Genomic DNA, 15,471 nt, shown 5'->3' with positions numbered 1-15,471 from the left:
GTCAGGCTCCCCACCACGCCGGGCGCGCCACCGCAGAAGTCGTGCCGGCGGGAAGCATGCCCGGAACCGACATCATGTCGCGACAAGCGGTTGCAGCGGTCGGTCCGCCACGCGGACGGGACGCGGAGAGAGCCTGACCTCGATTGCCATTCGCCTTCCGGGCGGACTCGGGCGGAAGCACGGCGGACGGGGCGGGGCGCCGGGACAACAGATCCTGGTAGCTGACTTCGACGATGCAGGGTGGCCGGGGCGTGGGGCCCGCGCAGGGCGGCACGAGGGTGGCTGCACTCAGGGCGCGTCGATCTGTCGAAGGGCCCGCACCCACCGGTCGCGCGCCTTCTGTGACAGGGACGTCACCGAGGCGCTCGCAGCCGTGCCCTCCTCCACGAGAGCCTGGGCGGCCACGTACTGACGCAGCGGGTTGAGATCCAGACCCTTGAGTTTGGCGAACTCGATGAGTAGCTCGACCGGCATCGGCTCCAGCGGCTCTGAGAACGTCGTGATCTCAACGCTCTCCGTGCCCCCTCGGGCCGCAGACCCGTCACGCTCGGTGCGAGTCCTTGAGACGTCCGCGTGGCTCACCGCGACGTCGTCATCAAGGGTGGTACCCATGTCGATGTCCTCCTCGAACGCGCCGTCGGGGGTGGCGATGAACATCTCGAAGGTGGTTGTGCGGACCGTGTAGTTCACGAACACCGTCTTGGACGGCGCCAACGCCTGCAGCGTCGCCACGCTCTCGCTCAGGGCCGCCAGCTTCGCGGCGACCTGGCGTTCGATGTCGCCGAGCTCGCGGTCACGGCGCACGCTGTCGGTTGCAGCCTGCGCCTTCGAGGCCAGCATGCTGCCGGCGATGCCGATCAGCACGGCTAGCCCGCGGCCTCGGACGCCGCGAGCGAGGCCAGATCCGCGAAGACCCGGCGCTTTGCCAGGCCGACCCCCCCTGGAAGTCGTCGACGCGACCTTCGGCGAGGACAGCGCCGCCGGCCCTTGCCGTCGTGCCGGCCGTGAAGCGGCTGTCGCGGCCGGCGGCGCGGCCACCGCGCTGGCTGAAACTCCTGCGGCCGGTCCCGCCTTGGTTGGAGCTCCCGCGGCCGGTCCCGCCTTGGTTGGAGCTCCTGCCGCAGGTGCCGCCTTGGCTGGAGCTCTCGCCGCAGGTGGGGGTGCCTTCGCGCGCACGGGGGATCTCACGGTGACCTCCTGCGAGAACTGCTGGCCGGGATCCTCCCGGTACCGATCCCGGGCGGTGACCGTGAACTCGTTGTAGGCATCGGGGAGGTTGCGAGCCAGTTGCCGCGCGTCCGACACGGTCTTGTCCAGGTGCGGCTTGTTCTCCGGCATGTCGAGGTCGTTCGGCAACTTGCGCACGTCGCCCGGTTTGAGTTCGGCCGTGCTCCAGGCTCCGGCCGTGATATCGCCCACCAGGATGTGCTTCTGCTTCTCGTTGACGGCGACGAGGTCCGGCCCCTGGTTCTTGTGACGGAAGGCGTTCCTCAAGAACTTGCTCTTCGCGAAGTCCCCCCGTTTGTTGATGTACACGGTGTAACCGCGCTTCTCCAGTGCCTGCCCCCAGTCCTCGGCCTCTCCCTGCTCGAAGACGCGCCCACGCGTCGCCGGATCGTCCAGGTCCAGCGGCTTTTCTTGCTTCCCACGGCGCGGCGCCCTGTGGACCGTCGCGCGACCTCGCGGCGTCTGGTTCCTCCGGTCCTGTACGACGTGTGCCAGCTCGTGCGCCAGAAGCCGGTCCCCGACGACGGTTCCTGGCGCAAACCCTCCTGAGGCGAACACGATGTGCTCGTTGACCGTGTACGCAGCGGCCCCGAGGTCGCGGGCGGATCTCTGCGCGGCCGGACCGGTGTGCACGCGAACGCCCGAGAAGTCCTGGCCGATTCGAGTGGCCACGCGACCGAATCGCCCGTCCACCGCGGAGCCGGGTTCATCGAGAGCTGTGGTGATCTCACGAGCGACCTCGTCACTCAGCGTACGACCCTGAGCGAGCCGCCCGCTCGTGAGGCTCGGCGTCGAGGACGGCGGTCCAGCTCTTCCCGAGACCGCCGCGGCAACCCGATCCGCAGCGCGCTCCACAGGATCGCTCTCGAGGCCGACGTCGAGCCCTCCCTGGAGGGCGGAAGCCGGAGTCGGGCGGACGGCGGCGCGCGAGGACACACTCGCGCGGGGGTTCGTCTGCTCGGTTGCGCCGGGCTCGTGAACGGAGAACAAGTTCCGGGGGGCAGCTCTCGCCGGAGACCGGCCAGACCCGAGGTTCGGGTAGCGCGGACCGCTTTGGGTGATCCCAGCGCTGTCCGCCCGGGACGTGCTGACCACGCTGGAGGAGTGGTCATGCTGATGCGGTCTCTGCGCCTGACGGAGGCGACCGCGACGGAGCTCCACCTGGCAATACTAAGGCGAAGCAAAGGGCTCCGGCGCGGAAAGGAGCACGCTGGATCCGAGAGTGGTCAGCCGGTGAGTATTCTCGGATGTCCCACCTGGTCGAGGGCCCGTGCTGCTCGTCGGCAGGACCTGGGTCGAGGACGGCGGGGTGTCGAGGCTGTTCGGGAAGGCTCGCGACAGACGACCAACGCGTGACCCTGGTCAAGGACACGAAGAAGAACCTCCGCGACGGCAGGCCGGGGCCGATCTCCACCCAGGTCGGCGCGGCGATCGACCTGGACCGCCTGACGGCCGACCCGTTCAGATGCCGGCACGTCGAGGACCGGGACGACGTGGCGCCGATCATGGAGGAATGGGTCGCGCAGGCGGCTCGCGAACGACTGGGCCACTTCCCGCATCGCGTGGGGCTGGAGAAACTCGAGCCCATGACGCCTGGTGGGCCGACCCTGGCCCGAACCGGACGCGGCCCTCGACCGGATTAGCTGTGATGTCCGGGGACGTTGGTCAGCCGGCTGATGGGCGTCTTGGCTCCGATTGCTGAGTGGACGCGGTGGTGATTGTAGAAGTGCAGCCATCCGGGGAGCGCGGCGTTGCGCTGCTCGGTGGAGTTGTAGAACTGGGCGTAGGCCCAGCCATCGCCCAACGTTCGGTGGAAGCGCTCGATCTTGCCGTTAGTTTGTGGCCGGTAGGGCCGGGTGCGTTTCGGAGTGATGCCGAGCTCGGTGCAGGCGTCTCGCCAGGCGTATGAGCGGTAGGCCGAGCCGTTGTCGGACAGCACTCGTTCGATGGTGACGCCGTGGTCGGCGAACCATGCGGTGGCTCGTTGAAGGACCCCGATCGCGGTGGCAGCCTTCTCGTCGGTGTGGATCTCGGCGTACGCGACGCGGGAGTGGTCGTCGAGGACGGTGTGGACGTACGCGGTCCCGATCAGGGGCCGGTAGCGCTTGCCCCGTTCACCGGTGCGCTGGGCGGTGGCTTGGGCGTTGAGCTTGCTCTGCTGACGGGTGAGGAACTTGTGTCCGCCGCCGTCGGGGATGTTGCCGAACTTGGTGACGTCGACGTGGATCAGCGACCCGGCGTGGGGGTGCTCATAGCGTCGTAGCGGTTCACCGGTGACCCGGTCGATGTGGGAGAGCCGGTTGACCCGGCAGCGGACCAGCACTGCATGGACCGTCGACGCCTGCAGGCCGACCCGGCCCCCGATCTGGACCGGGCCGAGCCGGTGGCGCCACCGCAGCCGCACAATCTGCCGCACCACCTCGGGGCGGGTCCTGGCCGGGCTCGTGTGTGGCCGCGAGCTGCGATCAGCCATCCCGGCCGGGCCTTCCTGGCGGTACCTGTCGGCCCACTTCTTCGCGGTGCGGGGCGAGACCATGAACATCTTGGCCGCCGAGGTGTAAGTCCAATTGTCGTTGACGACCAGCTGATCGAGCCGCAAACGGGTGCGTGGAGTCAGGGCAGCGTTAGCGTGGGACACGAAGGCCTCCAGGTTGGGAGCGGTGAACTAGACAGCTCCACTCCACAACCGGAGGCCTTCACCTGTCAGACCGACTCACCGCCGCGAGGCGGGACAACCTGCCTGGACATCACAATTAGCCGAGGCCCACTGCGTTCAGAGTCTCTCGCGTCTGGCTCCGATGGTTGATCTGCAGCTTCTGCATGACGTTGTGAGCGTGGATCTTCACGGTGTGAACCGAGATCCCGAGCTCAGAGGCGATCTCGCTGTTGGAGTTGTGGTTGCCCATCAGTTCCGCGACTTCGAGCTCGCGAGGGGTAAGGCTGTGAAAGGTGTCGGCGTGGATGGCGTCTAGTTCCTGCCGACGTCGGTCCAGAAGGGCATTGACGACCGCCACAGGGACTCGCGCACGCCCTTCGATCACGTCGAGAACCGTTTCGTACAGCTCGTCGCAGGTGCAGTCGTCGCCCACGTAGGCCGCCACTCCCGCCTCCAGCAATGCCAACGCCGCATTCATGTTGTCTGGAACACCGAAGGCGATGATGGGCGGGTGTGTGCCGCGCGACAGGCAGTACTGCTCGAGCACCCGTGGTGGTGTGGCTGAGCAGTCGACGACGAGCGCTGTGGCATCGGTCTCGAGCACGGCGCTGATGCGTGTCGCCGAACCGCATACAACGAACTTTCCATTCGAGGCGAAAAGCGCCGTTATTCCCTCGCGCCAGACCCGCACCCTCGCCACGATGAAGATCGAATACATGACTACCCCGTTTCGCCCGGACTCGCCTCCCGCGAGGTTCGAAGTCGAGGGGCCCGTGGCGTCGCGCGGAAGGAATGCTTGCCGCAGGCGGTCCAAGAGCCACAAGTACGAATACGGCCGCTGTGGCGGGGGGTGGAACTGGGTGGAGTCGCACAACACTAGTGAGCCTTGACATCCGTTGTACTCTCGCGCCCCCGCTCGCGGCAACCCCGTTCCACGACCCATCTCGGGACTCGCCGCCGACGGGGACGCACTAGCTCCACCAGCCTAGATCGCGACGAGGTCAGCCTAGCCCGCACGCACGACGAGCTAGAGCAGTGAGCTGATTTACGAGGTCCGACGCGGTCCACAGACTGTTGGCATGTCAGATGCGCCTCCCGATGCGGCCGCCTGCAGGGTTCTCATCAACGAAGTGCAGCCCAGGCTCCTCGAGAGTCTGGTGAAGCTCCTGATGACGTCCCGGGTGGACGTCGAGCTGGTCACCTCGGACGATCCTGGCCGGACCGACGACGTTGACCTGGTGATCACCGGCTACGAGAGCCCCGAGTCCGAGGTTCCTCGCCTCCTCGTCGCTGTCAACGGCACCGAGACTCGCCTGGAATTGCCCTACGGGGAGCTGTCACGGTCGGTACTGAATTTCGCCGTCGCAGCCGCATTGCGCCGGCAGCCAGCGAGGCGGTGGTACGAGCAGCTCCTGGAAGCCTGTCGCAGGTTCGACGACCTCGTGGCGGAGGCTGTGAACGCGGCCAGTGCTTCGTACTCGGCTGGTGGCGGGATGGAGGAGTGGACCGAGGCATTCCGCTCGGGCAGGACGGACTTCGGCGGCGAACCGATGTCGGGCTCATGGGTCGATGCATCGATCCTGCTTGACGACGACCCCGCGATGGCGCTGCCCGCGGACTCGGCGATCGGTCGGCTCATCGCGGACTACTCGCTGACGCCTCGGCAGGTCGACGTGCTCCTGGCGTGTCTGTTCAACGAGCTGGATGGTCGGTACCGGCAGCGTTACGCGTTCCTGGTCGGCGACTCGTCGACGCCTGGCCCGACGGTCGACGTGCTGGCCGCGTTGCTGTGCGCCAACGCAGGCGAGCGGTTGGACCTGATCCGCGACCTCACGTCCGGCGTCCTGGTTACCTCGGGAATGCTGGTCACCCTCGGCTCCCCGGACGCTCCCGCCCGGAGCCAGGCGCTCGCGCTCGATATCTCAGTCCTGCGCATCTTCCTGGCCGACGACTCGCCCGATCCGGCCGATGTCGTCCTGGATCCGCGGCTGACCGCGCGAACTGCAGCGCCGACCGACCAGCCGGGGCCAGAACCGAACGCAGCCCTAGTCGCTTGGGGGCGTGCCGATCTCGTTCACGTGCACGGGGAGGTCGAGTCGAGTCGTAGGTCGCGCGCCCTGGACATCGCCGACTGGGCCGGGTGCCGCCTGCACGCGGTTCCTTGGGCCGTGTTCTCGGGGTACGACCACGTGGGAGCGCACCGACTTCGGCGGGATTGCCTCCGGCTCGACGTCCGCTGCTTCGTCGAGGGCGTGCCGCGCGCCGTCAGCGCCGAGCAGATGGGCCTGCTGCGGACCGCCCGGGTGGCAATCACCTCGGGCCCGGACCCTCTTCCGCCGCAGAGCGGAGGCTGTGTGTGGAACGACAAGGTGCATCAGCCTTCGATGGCCGAGCGGCGCAACATCTGGAGTCGCGCCGCGAGCTGGACCGGGGCGATGCCGGTCGGTGGCCTCGAACCGCTGATCCGCCGATTCGGTGTGCCGATCGACCGGGCCGCCGACATCCTGGCCGCGACAGCGCGGGCGAACGAGTCGTTCACCTCCATGGACGTCGCGGCGACGGCCGCGCAGTACACGATGGACGACGCCGACGGCCTGCTCCGCGCCGTGCAACCGAGGGCCAGGCTCGACGCCCTCGTGCTCGCCGAGGACACCCGCCGCGCGTTGATCGACGCGAGGAACCGCATCGTCAACCGCGACCTGGTGTTCCAGCAGCTCGGCTGGGACTGGATGACCGACCGGCTGACCGGCACCTACCTCCTGTTCGCGGGCCCTGCGGGGACGGGGAAGACGATCGCGGCTGAGGCGCTCGCGCACGAGCTCGGTCTACCGGTGCAGCTGCTCGAGATCTCTGCCCTGTTCTCGCGATGGGTCGGGGACTTCGAGGAGCACGTTGACAAGGTCTTCGCCGCAGCTCAGGCAAGTGGCGCCCTGCTGGTCGCGAACGAGGCGGACGCGATCCTGGGTCCCCGCACCCAGATCCTGCACGGACAGGACCGCTACGCGAACGCAGGGACGGCGCACATCCTGAGCCGGCTAGAGCAGTTCACCGGGTTCGTCGTCTTCACGACGAACCTGCTCGGGACCAACAACATCGATCCTGCGTTCCATCGGCGGATCAGCGCGCTGGTGCGCTTCCACCAACCTGATGCTGACCAGCGCGAGATGTTGTGGAGGTCAGTGTGGCCGACGACCGCTCGCGACGGCACCGAGGTCGTGCTGCGCTTCGACCTCGGTCCCGCTGGGCGCGACGCGTTCTTCAGACGGTTGGCCCACGAGCACCCGCTCTCGGGTGGCAGCATCTCCAATATCGCTAGGTCGGCCACATTCCTGGCGGCCGCTCGGGATGACGGCGTCCCTACGATCACCGAGGCCGACGTCCATCAGGCCCTGTCGCAGGAGTTGGCCAAGATCGGCGACTTCCGGTCGCTCACGCTCGCGAGGTCGCGGTCATGATCAACCAGCTCGACGAGATGCTCGTCCACCTGCTGTCCACGCGGCTCAACGACGATCCGACCCTACCCACGATCGACGTGCTGGTCCGGCCGCCCGACGACACGTGGCGTGCGTTCGTGTCCAGCAACGCACGACCGGCGGTCAACATCTACATGGCCGAGGTCCGCGAGGATCGGGACCAGCGCTCGAGCGCCGCGAACAACCTCGTCGATCCCGAGCCGTTCCGCGTCGACTGCCACTACCTCGTCTCGGCCTGGGTGCCGTCCAGCGACGCGACCATCGGCACGCCGACCATCGTCGAGGACTGGCTGCTCGGGGAATGCCTGCGCATACTCGCCGACCACGCACCGATCAACGCGTCCCGCATCTACGCTTCCCCGGCACCTCCTGTCGACCCCAGCTTGGTCGACAACTACCTGCGAACTGAGATCGCGCCCCCGGAGGGATACGCGAACCTCGGCGACTTCTGGACCGGTCTCGGCCAGGGCAACATCTGGCACCCTGCGGCCCACCTCACCGTCACCCTCCCGCTCCAACGGACCTCACGTCCGGTCGGACCGCCGGTCACGACGCTGCACACGACGTTCGTCCCTGGCCCCGAGTCCTTCGTGCACATCGGGGGACGATTCAGGAACCTGGCCGGGGTCGGCGTGGCCGGAGCGTGGATCGAGCTCGTGGACAGTGTCACCGCAGCCGCGCTCAAGGCGACCCGCACCGACGAGTCCGGCAGGTTCCAGCTGTACGACGTGGCCGAAGGCGACTACCGCATCCGTGCCCGCACGGAAGACGGCGCCGACCTCGTGGTCCCGGTCACCGTCCCGTCCGCATCCGGTCGCTACGAGCTCGTCATGAACTGACAACCAAGGAGCGCTGCATGAGCATCACTTACGAAACACCCGGCGTCTACATCGAGGAGATCACCGGGCCAGGTGTCATCCAGGGCGTCAGCACCAGCGTCGCGGGATTTGTGGGCCCGACCGCTCGGGGCACGTCGACCGAGGCCGTGCAGGTGACGAGCTTCGACCAGTTCATGGAGCGGTTCACCGCACCCGGTGCCCCACACCTGTACGACGGGTTCGAGGAGCCGGTGTACCTGTCCTTCGCACTCCAGGGCTTCTTCCAGAACGGCGGCCGCCGGGCTCACATCGCGCGGGTGTCGAACGGGGCCGCTGCCAGCGCGGAGCTGCCGAACGCCGCAGGAGGCGTCGAGGCGATCGTCAGGGCCCGCATCGAGGGCCGGGCCGGCAACCAGATCCGCGTGCGGACCCAGCCGAGCACCCGGACGTGGACGCTGGCCGCGCCCACCGCCACGGTCGCCGGAACCGCGCCCACGGCACCTGGCGGCGGTCTTCCTCCGAACGACCCGCAGGTTCTCGATCTCGGCAGCCCGTCCGGTTTCGCCGTCGACGACAACGTGCAGATCATGCTGCCGCCCGCGGCTCCCTTCGCCGACAACCCGGGCGACCAGCGATCGGCGGTCGGCGGCACCGTCGACCTCCCTCTCGTCGTGTCGGCCACGTCCGGGGTGGCCATCACCTTCACTCCGACCAACCTGCCGGCAGGCCTCACGATCGATACCACTGGACGGATCACCGGCACGCCGACCACGGCCGGTGTCTCCAACGTGACAGTCGCGGTCTCCGACGGGACCCAGACCACCAGCGTCGCGTTCGACTGGGACGTCTTCGAGCCGGTGCCCACGGTGACCTCGCCAGGACGACAGTCGACGGCGGTCGGCACCCCGGTGAGCCTGCAGATCCAGGCGCAGTCGCAGTCCGTCCCGCCCGGGGCGCTGGCCTACACCGCAGCCGGCCTTCCGGCCCCCCTCGTCATCGACGCCAACACCGGCCTCATCACGGGGACACCGACCGCCGGCGCCGTCACCGACGTCACCGTCACGGTGACCGAGGGCACCGCGGCCGCGACCGCCAGGTTTGCCTGGGTGGTCGACCCTCCGACGGTGCCCGTCGTGGACAATCCGGGCGACCAGAGCTCGACGACCGGTTCGACGGTCTCGCTGCAGGTGGTCGCGACGCCGGTCACCCCGGGCGACGCGCTCCAGTACGCAGCGGTCGGTCTGCCCGCGGGCCTCAGCCTCGATCCGGGCACCGGCCAGATCACCGGGCAGCCGACCGGCACCGGCACGTCGTCCGTCACCGTGACGGTCACCGACCCGGGCACGAATGCCAGCACGGCGACGTTCGACTGGACGGTCGCCGATCCGACTCCCACGGTGACGAACCCGGGACGCCAGGCAACGAACATCGGCGATGCGGTCACCCTGCAGGTCGTGGCGCAGGCCCCGGCAGGGACGACGGCGGCCTTCGCAGCCACCGGGCTTCCGGCGGGCCTCGCCATCGACCCTGCCACCGGCACCATCTCGGGCGCTCCGACCACCGCCGGGGTGAGCGACGTCGCCGTCACTGTCACCGCGGGTGGAGCAGCGACCGTCCGGTTCACCTGGGTCACCCCCGCCCCCATCTTCGCCACCGTCGAACGGGTCGAGCAGCAATGGATCCGCGTCGTTCCGCCCGGAGGTGCCGATGCGCCTCCGGGCTGGCCGGGGGCGGTCCAGCAAGCGATCGTCAGCCTGGTCGACTACGCGCCCGACCAGGCGCGGGTGCGGCTCGAACTGCCGGCGCCGCCACTCCAGCTGCCCGAGGTGGGCACCTGGGTCGAGGCCGGCTCGGGTGCGGATGTCCAGACCTTCCGGATCGAGCGCGTGGCCTCGACAGGTGTCGTCACGATCGGGCGTCGGCCTCGGGGCGTCGACCTGAGCCTGCGCCTGCACCGCACCTTGACGTCACTCTCGTTCGACCTGCTCGTCACCGCGCCCTCAGGCGCCTCGACCGCGGTGTTCGACGTGTCGCTCGACCCGATCAGCGATCGGTACCTGTTCGCGGAGGGAGTGGTCCCCGACGACCTCGTCGTCGTCGAGGAGCCACCGCTGCCCCTCTTCGCCCTTCCGCGGCGCATGGGCACCTGGTCCGCCGCCCTGGCCGATGGCGCGGAGTTCGACGTGAACGCGCTCGGCAGCGAGGACTTCCGGCGCGCCATCGCCCTTCTCGAACGGGTCGACGAGGTCAGCATGGTGTGCGTGCCGGACGCGGCCCGCTACGACGAGGGGCGCCGCGTCACCCGGCGGACGATCCAGGGGGCCCAGCTGGGCCACTGCCTCCGGATGTCCGATCGCATCGCCGTCTTCGATCCTCCCCAGACCCCACCGGCCGGGGAGCGACCCGAGGACCAGATCGGCAATGTCATCAACGACCTGCGGTCGACGCGCGGGTTCGGAGCCGTCTACTACCCGTGGCTGCGGGTGCTGGATCCGCGCAGCACGGCTCAACGCCCGCTGACGATGCTCATCCCGCCGTCCGGCCACGTCGCCGGCGTCATCGCCCGCACTGACATGACACGCGGAGTGTTCAAGGCGCCGGCGAACGTCACCGTCGACGAGGTGCTCGGCGTGGAGCAGAAGCTGACCGACAGCGAGCAGGCGCCGCTCAACGTCGCCGGTGTCAACGTGCTACGCATCCTTCCGGGCAGCAACCGGGTCACGGTCTGGGGCGCCAGGACGACCGTGGATCCGTTCGTCACGGACTGGTTGTACCTCAACGTCCGGCGCCTGGTCCTCTTCCTCGAGGAGTCGATCCAGGACGGTATCCGATGGGCGGTGTTCGAGCCCAACGACCTGGGTCTGTGGAAGTCGCTGCGTCGGGTGATCACGGCGTTCCTCCGTGAGCAGTGGCGAGCCGGCGCGCTCTTCGGTGCGAAGGAGGAAGAGGCGTTCCGCGTGCGCATCGACGAGGCGCTCAACCCGCCGTCGACTCGCAACAAGGGCTACCTGTACATCGAGATCAAGGTCGCCCCGGTGCGACCGGCCGAGTTCGTCGTCGTCCGCATCAGCCTGTTCGACGGCGGCACCGACGTGGAGGAGGTGTGAGATGGCGCAACGCATCGACCCGATCAACAACTACAACTTCCGGGTGGAGATCGACGGCATCCAGGTCGGCGGCTTCAGCGAGGCATCCGGCCTCGAGTCGACGATCGAGACGATCGAGTACCGGGAGGGCGGCGACAACACGACGGTTCGGAAGCTGCCCGGCAAGACGACGTTCACCGACATCGTCCTGAAGCGCGGCACGACCGACGGAGACAACACGCTGTACGAGTGGCACCGCCAGACCGTCCTCGGGGAGATCGACCGCAAGAGCGGCTCGATCATCGTGTGCGACCGCGCCGGCCAGGAGAAGCTGCGCTACAACTTCGTCAACGCGTGGCCGATGAAGTGGAACCCGGCTGACTACAACGCGACGGGCAAAGAGGTCGCCATCGAGGAGTTCACCCTTGCCCACGAAGGTCTGGAGCTGGCGTGATGCTGCAGACCGAGCACGACTTCACCCTTCCGCTCGGCTATATCGACAAGGAGGGGCGACTTCACAAGTCGGGGATCATGCGCCTGGCCACGGCGGCCGACGAGATCCTGCCGCAGCGCGATGAACGCGTTCGCAACAACCCGGCGTACCTCACGGTCATCGTCTTGTCGCGTGTCGTCGTGCGCCTCGGCGACGTCGAGCACATCAACACCGGCACGATCGAGAACCTCTTCGCAGCCGACCTTGAGCACCTTCAGGAGCTGTACAACACCATCAACCAGGTCGCCGTGGACGCGATGGACATCGTCTGCCCGCGCTGCGCCGAGCGCATGGAGGTCGCGCCCGGACGCCGGGGGGAATCCTTGGCTATCCCCTCGACCGGCTGAACGAGGAGATGGCCTTTCTCGCTTACCACTTCCACTGGCCGCTGGACCAGATCCTCGAGCTCGAGCACTCCGACCGGCGGACGTGGGTCAGCCAGATCTCGGCTATCAACGAGGGCATGAACGGAGAGACATGAGACATCAGCCCGGTGGCCGTCAGCCGGCCCGTCGTCACGGGGGGCTGCGGCGACGCTTCGGCCGGCGATCGGCGCTGGCCGCGCGCACGGTGCCGCGGGTTCTGCGGCGGCCGGCCATGGCCACGCTCCTGCGCCGCGTCGAGTCGCGGACGACGCGCTCGGAGCGGATCGGCGCTCCGCGGATCCACGTCGCCGTCACCGTGTTGAACAACTCTGCGAACCGCCCCGGGCACGAGCACGGCGCGTCGCTCGGCCGGAGGTCGGCTCCCGGCCGCCCGACCGGTGTGCAACGAACGGGCCGCCTCGTCCAGAGGCCGGGTGCAAACGCGAGGGGGCGGCGACGACCGCCGGCTCACCGCCGATCCTCGCTCGACCTGGGGGCCGCTCCTGTCGACCTTAGCGGCTCGGGTGCCGACACGCTGCGCACACGCGGCGAGCACCGCGGCCTGATCGACGCGCCCGCAGCGCGCACGATCGCGTTGTCGGTGCCGGCGGCGCAGGTCGCGAACCGCCGGCTCCGCGTCGCCGACGTCCTACCGGTCCGCAGCGACCAACGACTCGGGGACGCCGACGACACGAGGGCACCTGCAGCGCCCCTCGACCTCGAACGGCTCACCGACAAGGTCGTCGCCGCCATCGACCGGCGTCTGTGGTCGCACCGTGAGCGGATGGGCGGTCGCTGATGGCGCTCGAGAAGGCGACGATCGTCAACCTGGAGACGGGTCGACAGGTCAGGGTGCTCTTCAACCCGGAGGAGTACTCCATCAAGCGCGACAACAACTTCGCCCAAACCGCGATCCCGGGTCTCAGCTCCCCGGTCACGCAGTTCGTCGCAGGCAACATGCGGACGCTCGAGATGGAGCTCTTCATCGATACCTACGTCGACCAGGCGCCCGGTTCGGACGCACGGGAGGTCGCCGACCAGATCATCTCGCTGATGGACATCCTGCCGGAGACTCATGCGCCACCGCGTCTCGAGTTCGGTTGGGGATCGCTGCGCTTCCAATGCGTCCTCGCCAGCGCCTCCTCGACCTTCCAGATGTTCCGCGAGGACGGCACGCCTGTACGCATGCGCGTTCAGGTGACCTTCAACGAGTACCGCGACCCTCGGGTCGAGGCACGCGAGATCAAGCGCGAGACCGCCGACTACTCGAAGCTGCGCGTGGTGACCCAGGGCGACACGATCAGCGGCATCGCTGCGGCCGAGTACCGCGACCCGCAGCAGTGGAGGCCGATCGCCCTCGTGAACGAGATCGCCGACCCGGCAGACCTCACCATCGGCCGGACGCTCCACATTCCAGCGCTCCCGTACCGGGACAGCACAGGACGGGTCTTCTCGTGAGCGACCAGTACGCACCCGACTACCGGCTGCAGCTGGACGGGCGGCCGATCTCGTCCGACCTCCGCGGAGCGATCACCAGCGTCTCCTTCACGTCGGCGCTCGAAGGTGCCGATCGCGTGGAGATCGGCGTAGCGAACCAGTACCTGCGGTGGACCGACGATCCCGCGCTGGAGCCGGGCGTCCAGCTGCGGCTGTCGCTCGGCTACAACCCCCACGAGTTCGAGCAGGTCTTCGTCGGCGAGATCGTGAGCGTCCAGGCGTCATTCCCGGCCGACGGACTGCCGTCGCTGACAATCGCCGCCCAGGATCGCTTCGAGCGGCTGCGCAACTCGCCGAAGTCGCGCTGGTTCGAGTTCCCCATCCCCTTCTTCCGGACCGTTCCCATCCCCGATCCGGCGATCGCCGCCATGGTCAGCGCCGAGAACGGGTTCGTGCCCGTGATCGATCCCGTCGGTGCCGCGCTCTCGATCATCCTGTTCGGCGCGTCGGTCGTCTCGAGCGTGATCGACGACGCGCAGATCGTCGTACGTCGTCAGGAGAAGGAGACCGACCTCGACTTCCTGCAGAGGGTCTCGCGTGAGAACGGCTGGGAGCTGCTCATCGACCACAGCGGACCTCTCGGCGGCCGCAAGCTCCGCTTCATGTCGCCCCTCGACGAGCTCGAGCCCGTCCGCACGTACTCGTACGGGGGGTCCCTGATGGACTGGTCGCCTCGCATCACGACCGTGGGCGTGATCGTCTCGGTGACGGCGTTCGTGAGGGTCTCGGCGATCAAGACCGTGTTCCAGGTGACCGTCGGGTACGACTGGGACCGGGGGTCGCTCGACATCAGCATCCAGCCCGCCGCGCTCGGCGAGATGCCGACTTCCGAGGAGGAGTCCGAGGACGAGGTCGGCAAGCCCAACGACCGATCGCTGATCATCGAGGAGAACCTCAGCCTCGTCAGCGCGCCGAGGCAGATCCTTGCCGAGCTCATCCCCAGCCTGAACGGACGGGTCACCGGGAGTGGATCCGTCGTCGGCGACCACGCCCTGATCGCCGGTCGTGTCGTCCAGCTGGAGGGACTCGGACGAGAGTTCGGCGGGCGCTACCGGGTCACCTCGGCGACGCACACCGTCGACTCGTCGGGCTACCGCACGATGTTTGAGGGCCGCAAGGAGATCTGGTTCGGCTCGATCCCGGCGCTCGACCAGGGCGCCGTCTCGCTGCGGGCGCCGTTCGTCGACGCCGAGGGAGCTGTGGGGCGATGAGCATGTTGCCGGATCTCGGACGACCAGCTGCGTCGCAGGGTCAGCTCTTCACGATCGCCCTCGCGGAGGTGACGAACACGGTCGACGCGACCGGGAACGGCCGCGTGCAGGTGCAGCTGCCGTGGCTGCCGGGTACGCAGCCCTGGGCACGCGTCGCCGTGCCGGCTGCCGGGTCCGACCGCGGGCTCTACCTCCTTCCCCACGAGGGCGACGAGGTCCTGCTCGCGTTCAACCGCAGTGACGTGTCCGACTGCTACGTCATCGGGTCGCTCTGGAACGCGTCTGACTCGCCGCCGCGCAGCGGACCGCTCGACCCGACCACGAAGATCGTACTCAAGACGGAGGTCGGCCACGAGATCGAGCTCGACGACCTCGTGCAGTCGATCTCGATCACGACCTCGACCGGGCACAAGATCGAGCTGGGGCCCAGCGGGATCACGGTCGCCACACAGGGCGATACGGCGTCCATCAAGCTCGGGCAGGCCGGCGACGTGACCATCGAGGCCACCACCTCGCTGACCCTCAAGGCCCAGCGAGTGACGATCGAAGGGAACGGCCAGGTCCAGGTCAAGAGCTCGGGGAACGTGTCCGTCGACGGCGGGGCGACCTGCCAGGTCAAAGCCTCAACGATCCTCCTCAACTGAC

The 15,471-nt window shown here is 68.3% G+C and carries 14 protein-coding genes; 11 read left to right on the top strand and 3 right to left on the bottom strand.

What is annotated here, in order from left to right; all coding sequences use genetic code 11:
* Window positions 1–288: 288 nt before the first annotated feature.
* Window positions 289–1,899: a DUF4157 domain-containing protein gene (locus ACFQW6_RS03710; RefSeq protein ID WP_378541415.1), complete on the bottom strand. Its 1,611-nt coding sequence runs from the start codon at window positions 1,897–1,899 to the stop codon at window positions 289–291.
* Between the two features lie 680 nt (window positions 1,900–2,579).
* Here ACFQW6_RS03710 and ACFQW6_RS03705 point away from each other — a divergent pair.
* Entirely contained in the window at window positions 2,580–2,870 is a 291-nt protein-coding gene (locus ACFQW6_RS03705) for a hypothetical protein (RefSeq protein WP_378541413.1), read from the top strand.
* On the opposite strand, the gene ACFQW6_RS03700 is transcribed toward ACFQW6_RS03705, so the two are convergent.
* Both ACFQW6_RS03700 and ACFQW6_RS03695 read right to left on the bottom strand, forming a co-directional pair.
* A complete protein-coding gene (locus tag ACFQW6_RS03700; protein WP_378541411.1) occupies window positions 2,867–3,865 on the bottom strand; it encodes an IS481 family transposase in 999 nt (332 codons plus the stop codon). The two genes, ACFQW6_RS03705 and ACFQW6_RS03700, sit on opposite strands and share 4 nt — an antisense overlap.
* 115 nt (window positions 3,866–3,980) lie before the next feature.
* Window positions 3,981–4,601: a response regulator transcription factor gene (locus ACFQW6_RS03695; protein ID WP_378541409.1), complete on the bottom strand. Its 621-nt coding sequence runs from the start codon at window positions 4,599–4,601 to the stop codon at window positions 3,981–3,983.
* Between the two features lie 361 nt (window positions 4,602–4,962).
* Here ACFQW6_RS03695 and ACFQW6_RS03690 point away from each other — a divergent pair, with 361 nt between their 5' ends.
* The 10 genes from ACFQW6_RS03690 (at window position 4,963) to ACFQW6_RS03645 (ending at window position 15,470) form a co-directional block, all read left to right on the top strand.
* Window positions 4,963–7,338 carry an ATP-binding protein gene (locus ACFQW6_RS03690; RefSeq protein WP_378541407.1) on the top strand — a complete coding sequence of 792 codons (2,376 nt, stop codon included), beginning with the start codon at window positions 4,963–4,965 and terminating at the stop codon, window positions 7,336–7,338.
* A complete protein-coding gene (locus ACFQW6_RS03685; protein ID WP_378541405.1) occupies window positions 7,335–8,195 on the top strand; it encodes a Pvc16 family protein in 861 nt (286 codons plus the stop codon). The genes ACFQW6_RS03690 and ACFQW6_RS03685 overlap by 4 nt, the downstream gene beginning before the upstream one ends.
* A gap of 17 nt (window positions 8,196–8,212) precedes the next feature.
* Entirely contained in the window at window positions 8,213–11,281 is a 3,069-nt protein-coding gene (locus ACFQW6_RS03680) for a putative Ig domain-containing protein (RefSeq protein WP_378541403.1), read from the top strand.
* 1 nt (window position 11,282) lies between these two features.
* Window positions 11,283–11,714: a phage tail protein gene (locus ACFQW6_RS03675; protein ID WP_378541401.1), complete on the top strand. Its 432-nt coding sequence runs from the start codon at window positions 11,283–11,285 to the stop codon at window positions 11,712–11,714.
* A complete protein-coding gene (locus tag ACFQW6_RS03670; protein ID WP_378541399.1) occupies window positions 11,711–12,100 on the top strand; it encodes a hypothetical protein in 390 nt (129 codons plus the stop codon). Before ACFQW6_RS03675 ends, ACFQW6_RS03670 begins: the two co-directional genes overlap by 4 nt.
* An 8-nt stretch (window positions 12,101–12,108) precedes the next feature.
* A complete protein-coding gene (locus tag ACFQW6_RS03665) occupies window positions 12,109–12,234 on the top strand; it encodes a DUF6760 family protein (RefSeq protein WP_378541397.1) in 126 nt (41 codons plus the stop codon).
* Between the two features lie 116 nt (window positions 12,235–12,350).
* Window positions 12,351–12,917 carry a hypothetical protein gene (locus ACFQW6_RS03660; RefSeq protein WP_378541395.1) on the top strand — a complete coding sequence of 189 codons (567 nt, stop codon included), beginning with the start codon at window positions 12,351–12,353 and terminating at the stop codon, window positions 12,915–12,917.
* Window positions 12,917–13,576 carry a LysM peptidoglycan-binding domain-containing protein gene (locus ACFQW6_RS03655; protein WP_378541393.1) on the top strand — a complete coding sequence of 220 codons (660 nt, stop codon included), beginning with the start codon at window positions 12,917–12,919 and terminating at the stop codon, window positions 13,574–13,576. The genes ACFQW6_RS03660 and ACFQW6_RS03655 overlap by 1 nt, the downstream gene beginning before the upstream one ends.
* Window positions 13,573–14,826, top strand: a complete 1,254-nt coding sequence (locus ACFQW6_RS03650; RefSeq protein ID WP_378541391.1) for a phage late control D family protein — start codon at window positions 13,573–13,575, stop codon at window positions 14,824–14,826. Before ACFQW6_RS03655 ends, ACFQW6_RS03650 begins: the two co-directional genes overlap by 4 nt.
* Complete coding sequence (locus ACFQW6_RS03645) at window positions 14,823–15,470, top strand: phage baseplate assembly protein V (RefSeq protein ID WP_378541389.1); 648 nt, start codon at window positions 14,823–14,825, stop codon at window positions 15,468–15,470. The genes ACFQW6_RS03650 and ACFQW6_RS03645 overlap by 4 nt, the downstream gene beginning before the upstream one ends.
* The last annotated feature ends 1 nt before the right edge of the window (window position 15,471 follow it).

It is taken from the genome of Nocardioides sp. GCM10028917, assembly GCF_042666175.1.
GTDB lineage: Bacteria > Actinomycetota > Actinomycetes > Propionibacteriales > Nocardioidaceae > Nocardioides.
Note: the sequence above shows the minus strand (reverse complement) of the source record. Positions and strands in the feature narration are given on the sequence as shown.

Excerpts from the sequence above, each read along its gene's own strand:
- ACFQW6_RS03695 (WP_378541409.1), bottom strand. The coding sequence starts at position 4,601 with ATGTATTCGATCTTCATCGTGGCGAGGGTGCGGGTCTGGCGCGAGGGA.
- ACFQW6_RS03690 (WP_378541407.1), top strand. The coding sequence starts at position 4,963 with ATGTCAGATGCGCCTCCCGATGCGGCCGCCTGCAGGGTTCTCATCAAC.
- ACFQW6_RS03685 (WP_378541405.1), top strand. The coding sequence starts at position 7,335 with ATGATCAACCAGCTCGACGAGATGCTCGTCCACCTGCTGTCCACGCGG.
- ACFQW6_RS03680 (WP_378541403.1), top strand. The coding sequence starts at position 8,213 with ATGAGCATCACTTACGAAACACCCGGCGTCTACATCGAGGAGATCACC.
- ACFQW6_RS03675 (WP_378541401.1), top strand. The coding sequence starts at position 11,283 with ATGGCGCAACGCATCGACCCGATCAACAACTACAACTTCCGGGTGGAG.
- ACFQW6_RS03665 (WP_378541397.1), top strand. The coding sequence starts at position 12,109 with ATGGCCTTTCTCGCTTACCACTTCCACTGGCCGCTGGACCAGATCCTC.
- ACFQW6_RS03660 (WP_378541395.1), top strand. The coding sequence starts at position 12,351 with ATGGCCACGCTCCTGCGCCGCGTCGAGTCGCGGACGACGCGCTCGGAG.
- ACFQW6_RS03655 (WP_378541393.1), top strand. The coding sequence starts at position 12,917 with ATGGCGCTCGAGAAGGCGACGATCGTCAACCTGGAGACGGGTCGACAG.
- ACFQW6_RS03645 (WP_378541389.1), top strand. The coding sequence starts at position 14,823 with ATGAGCATGTTGCCGGATCTCGGACGACCAGCTGCGTCGCAGGGTCAG.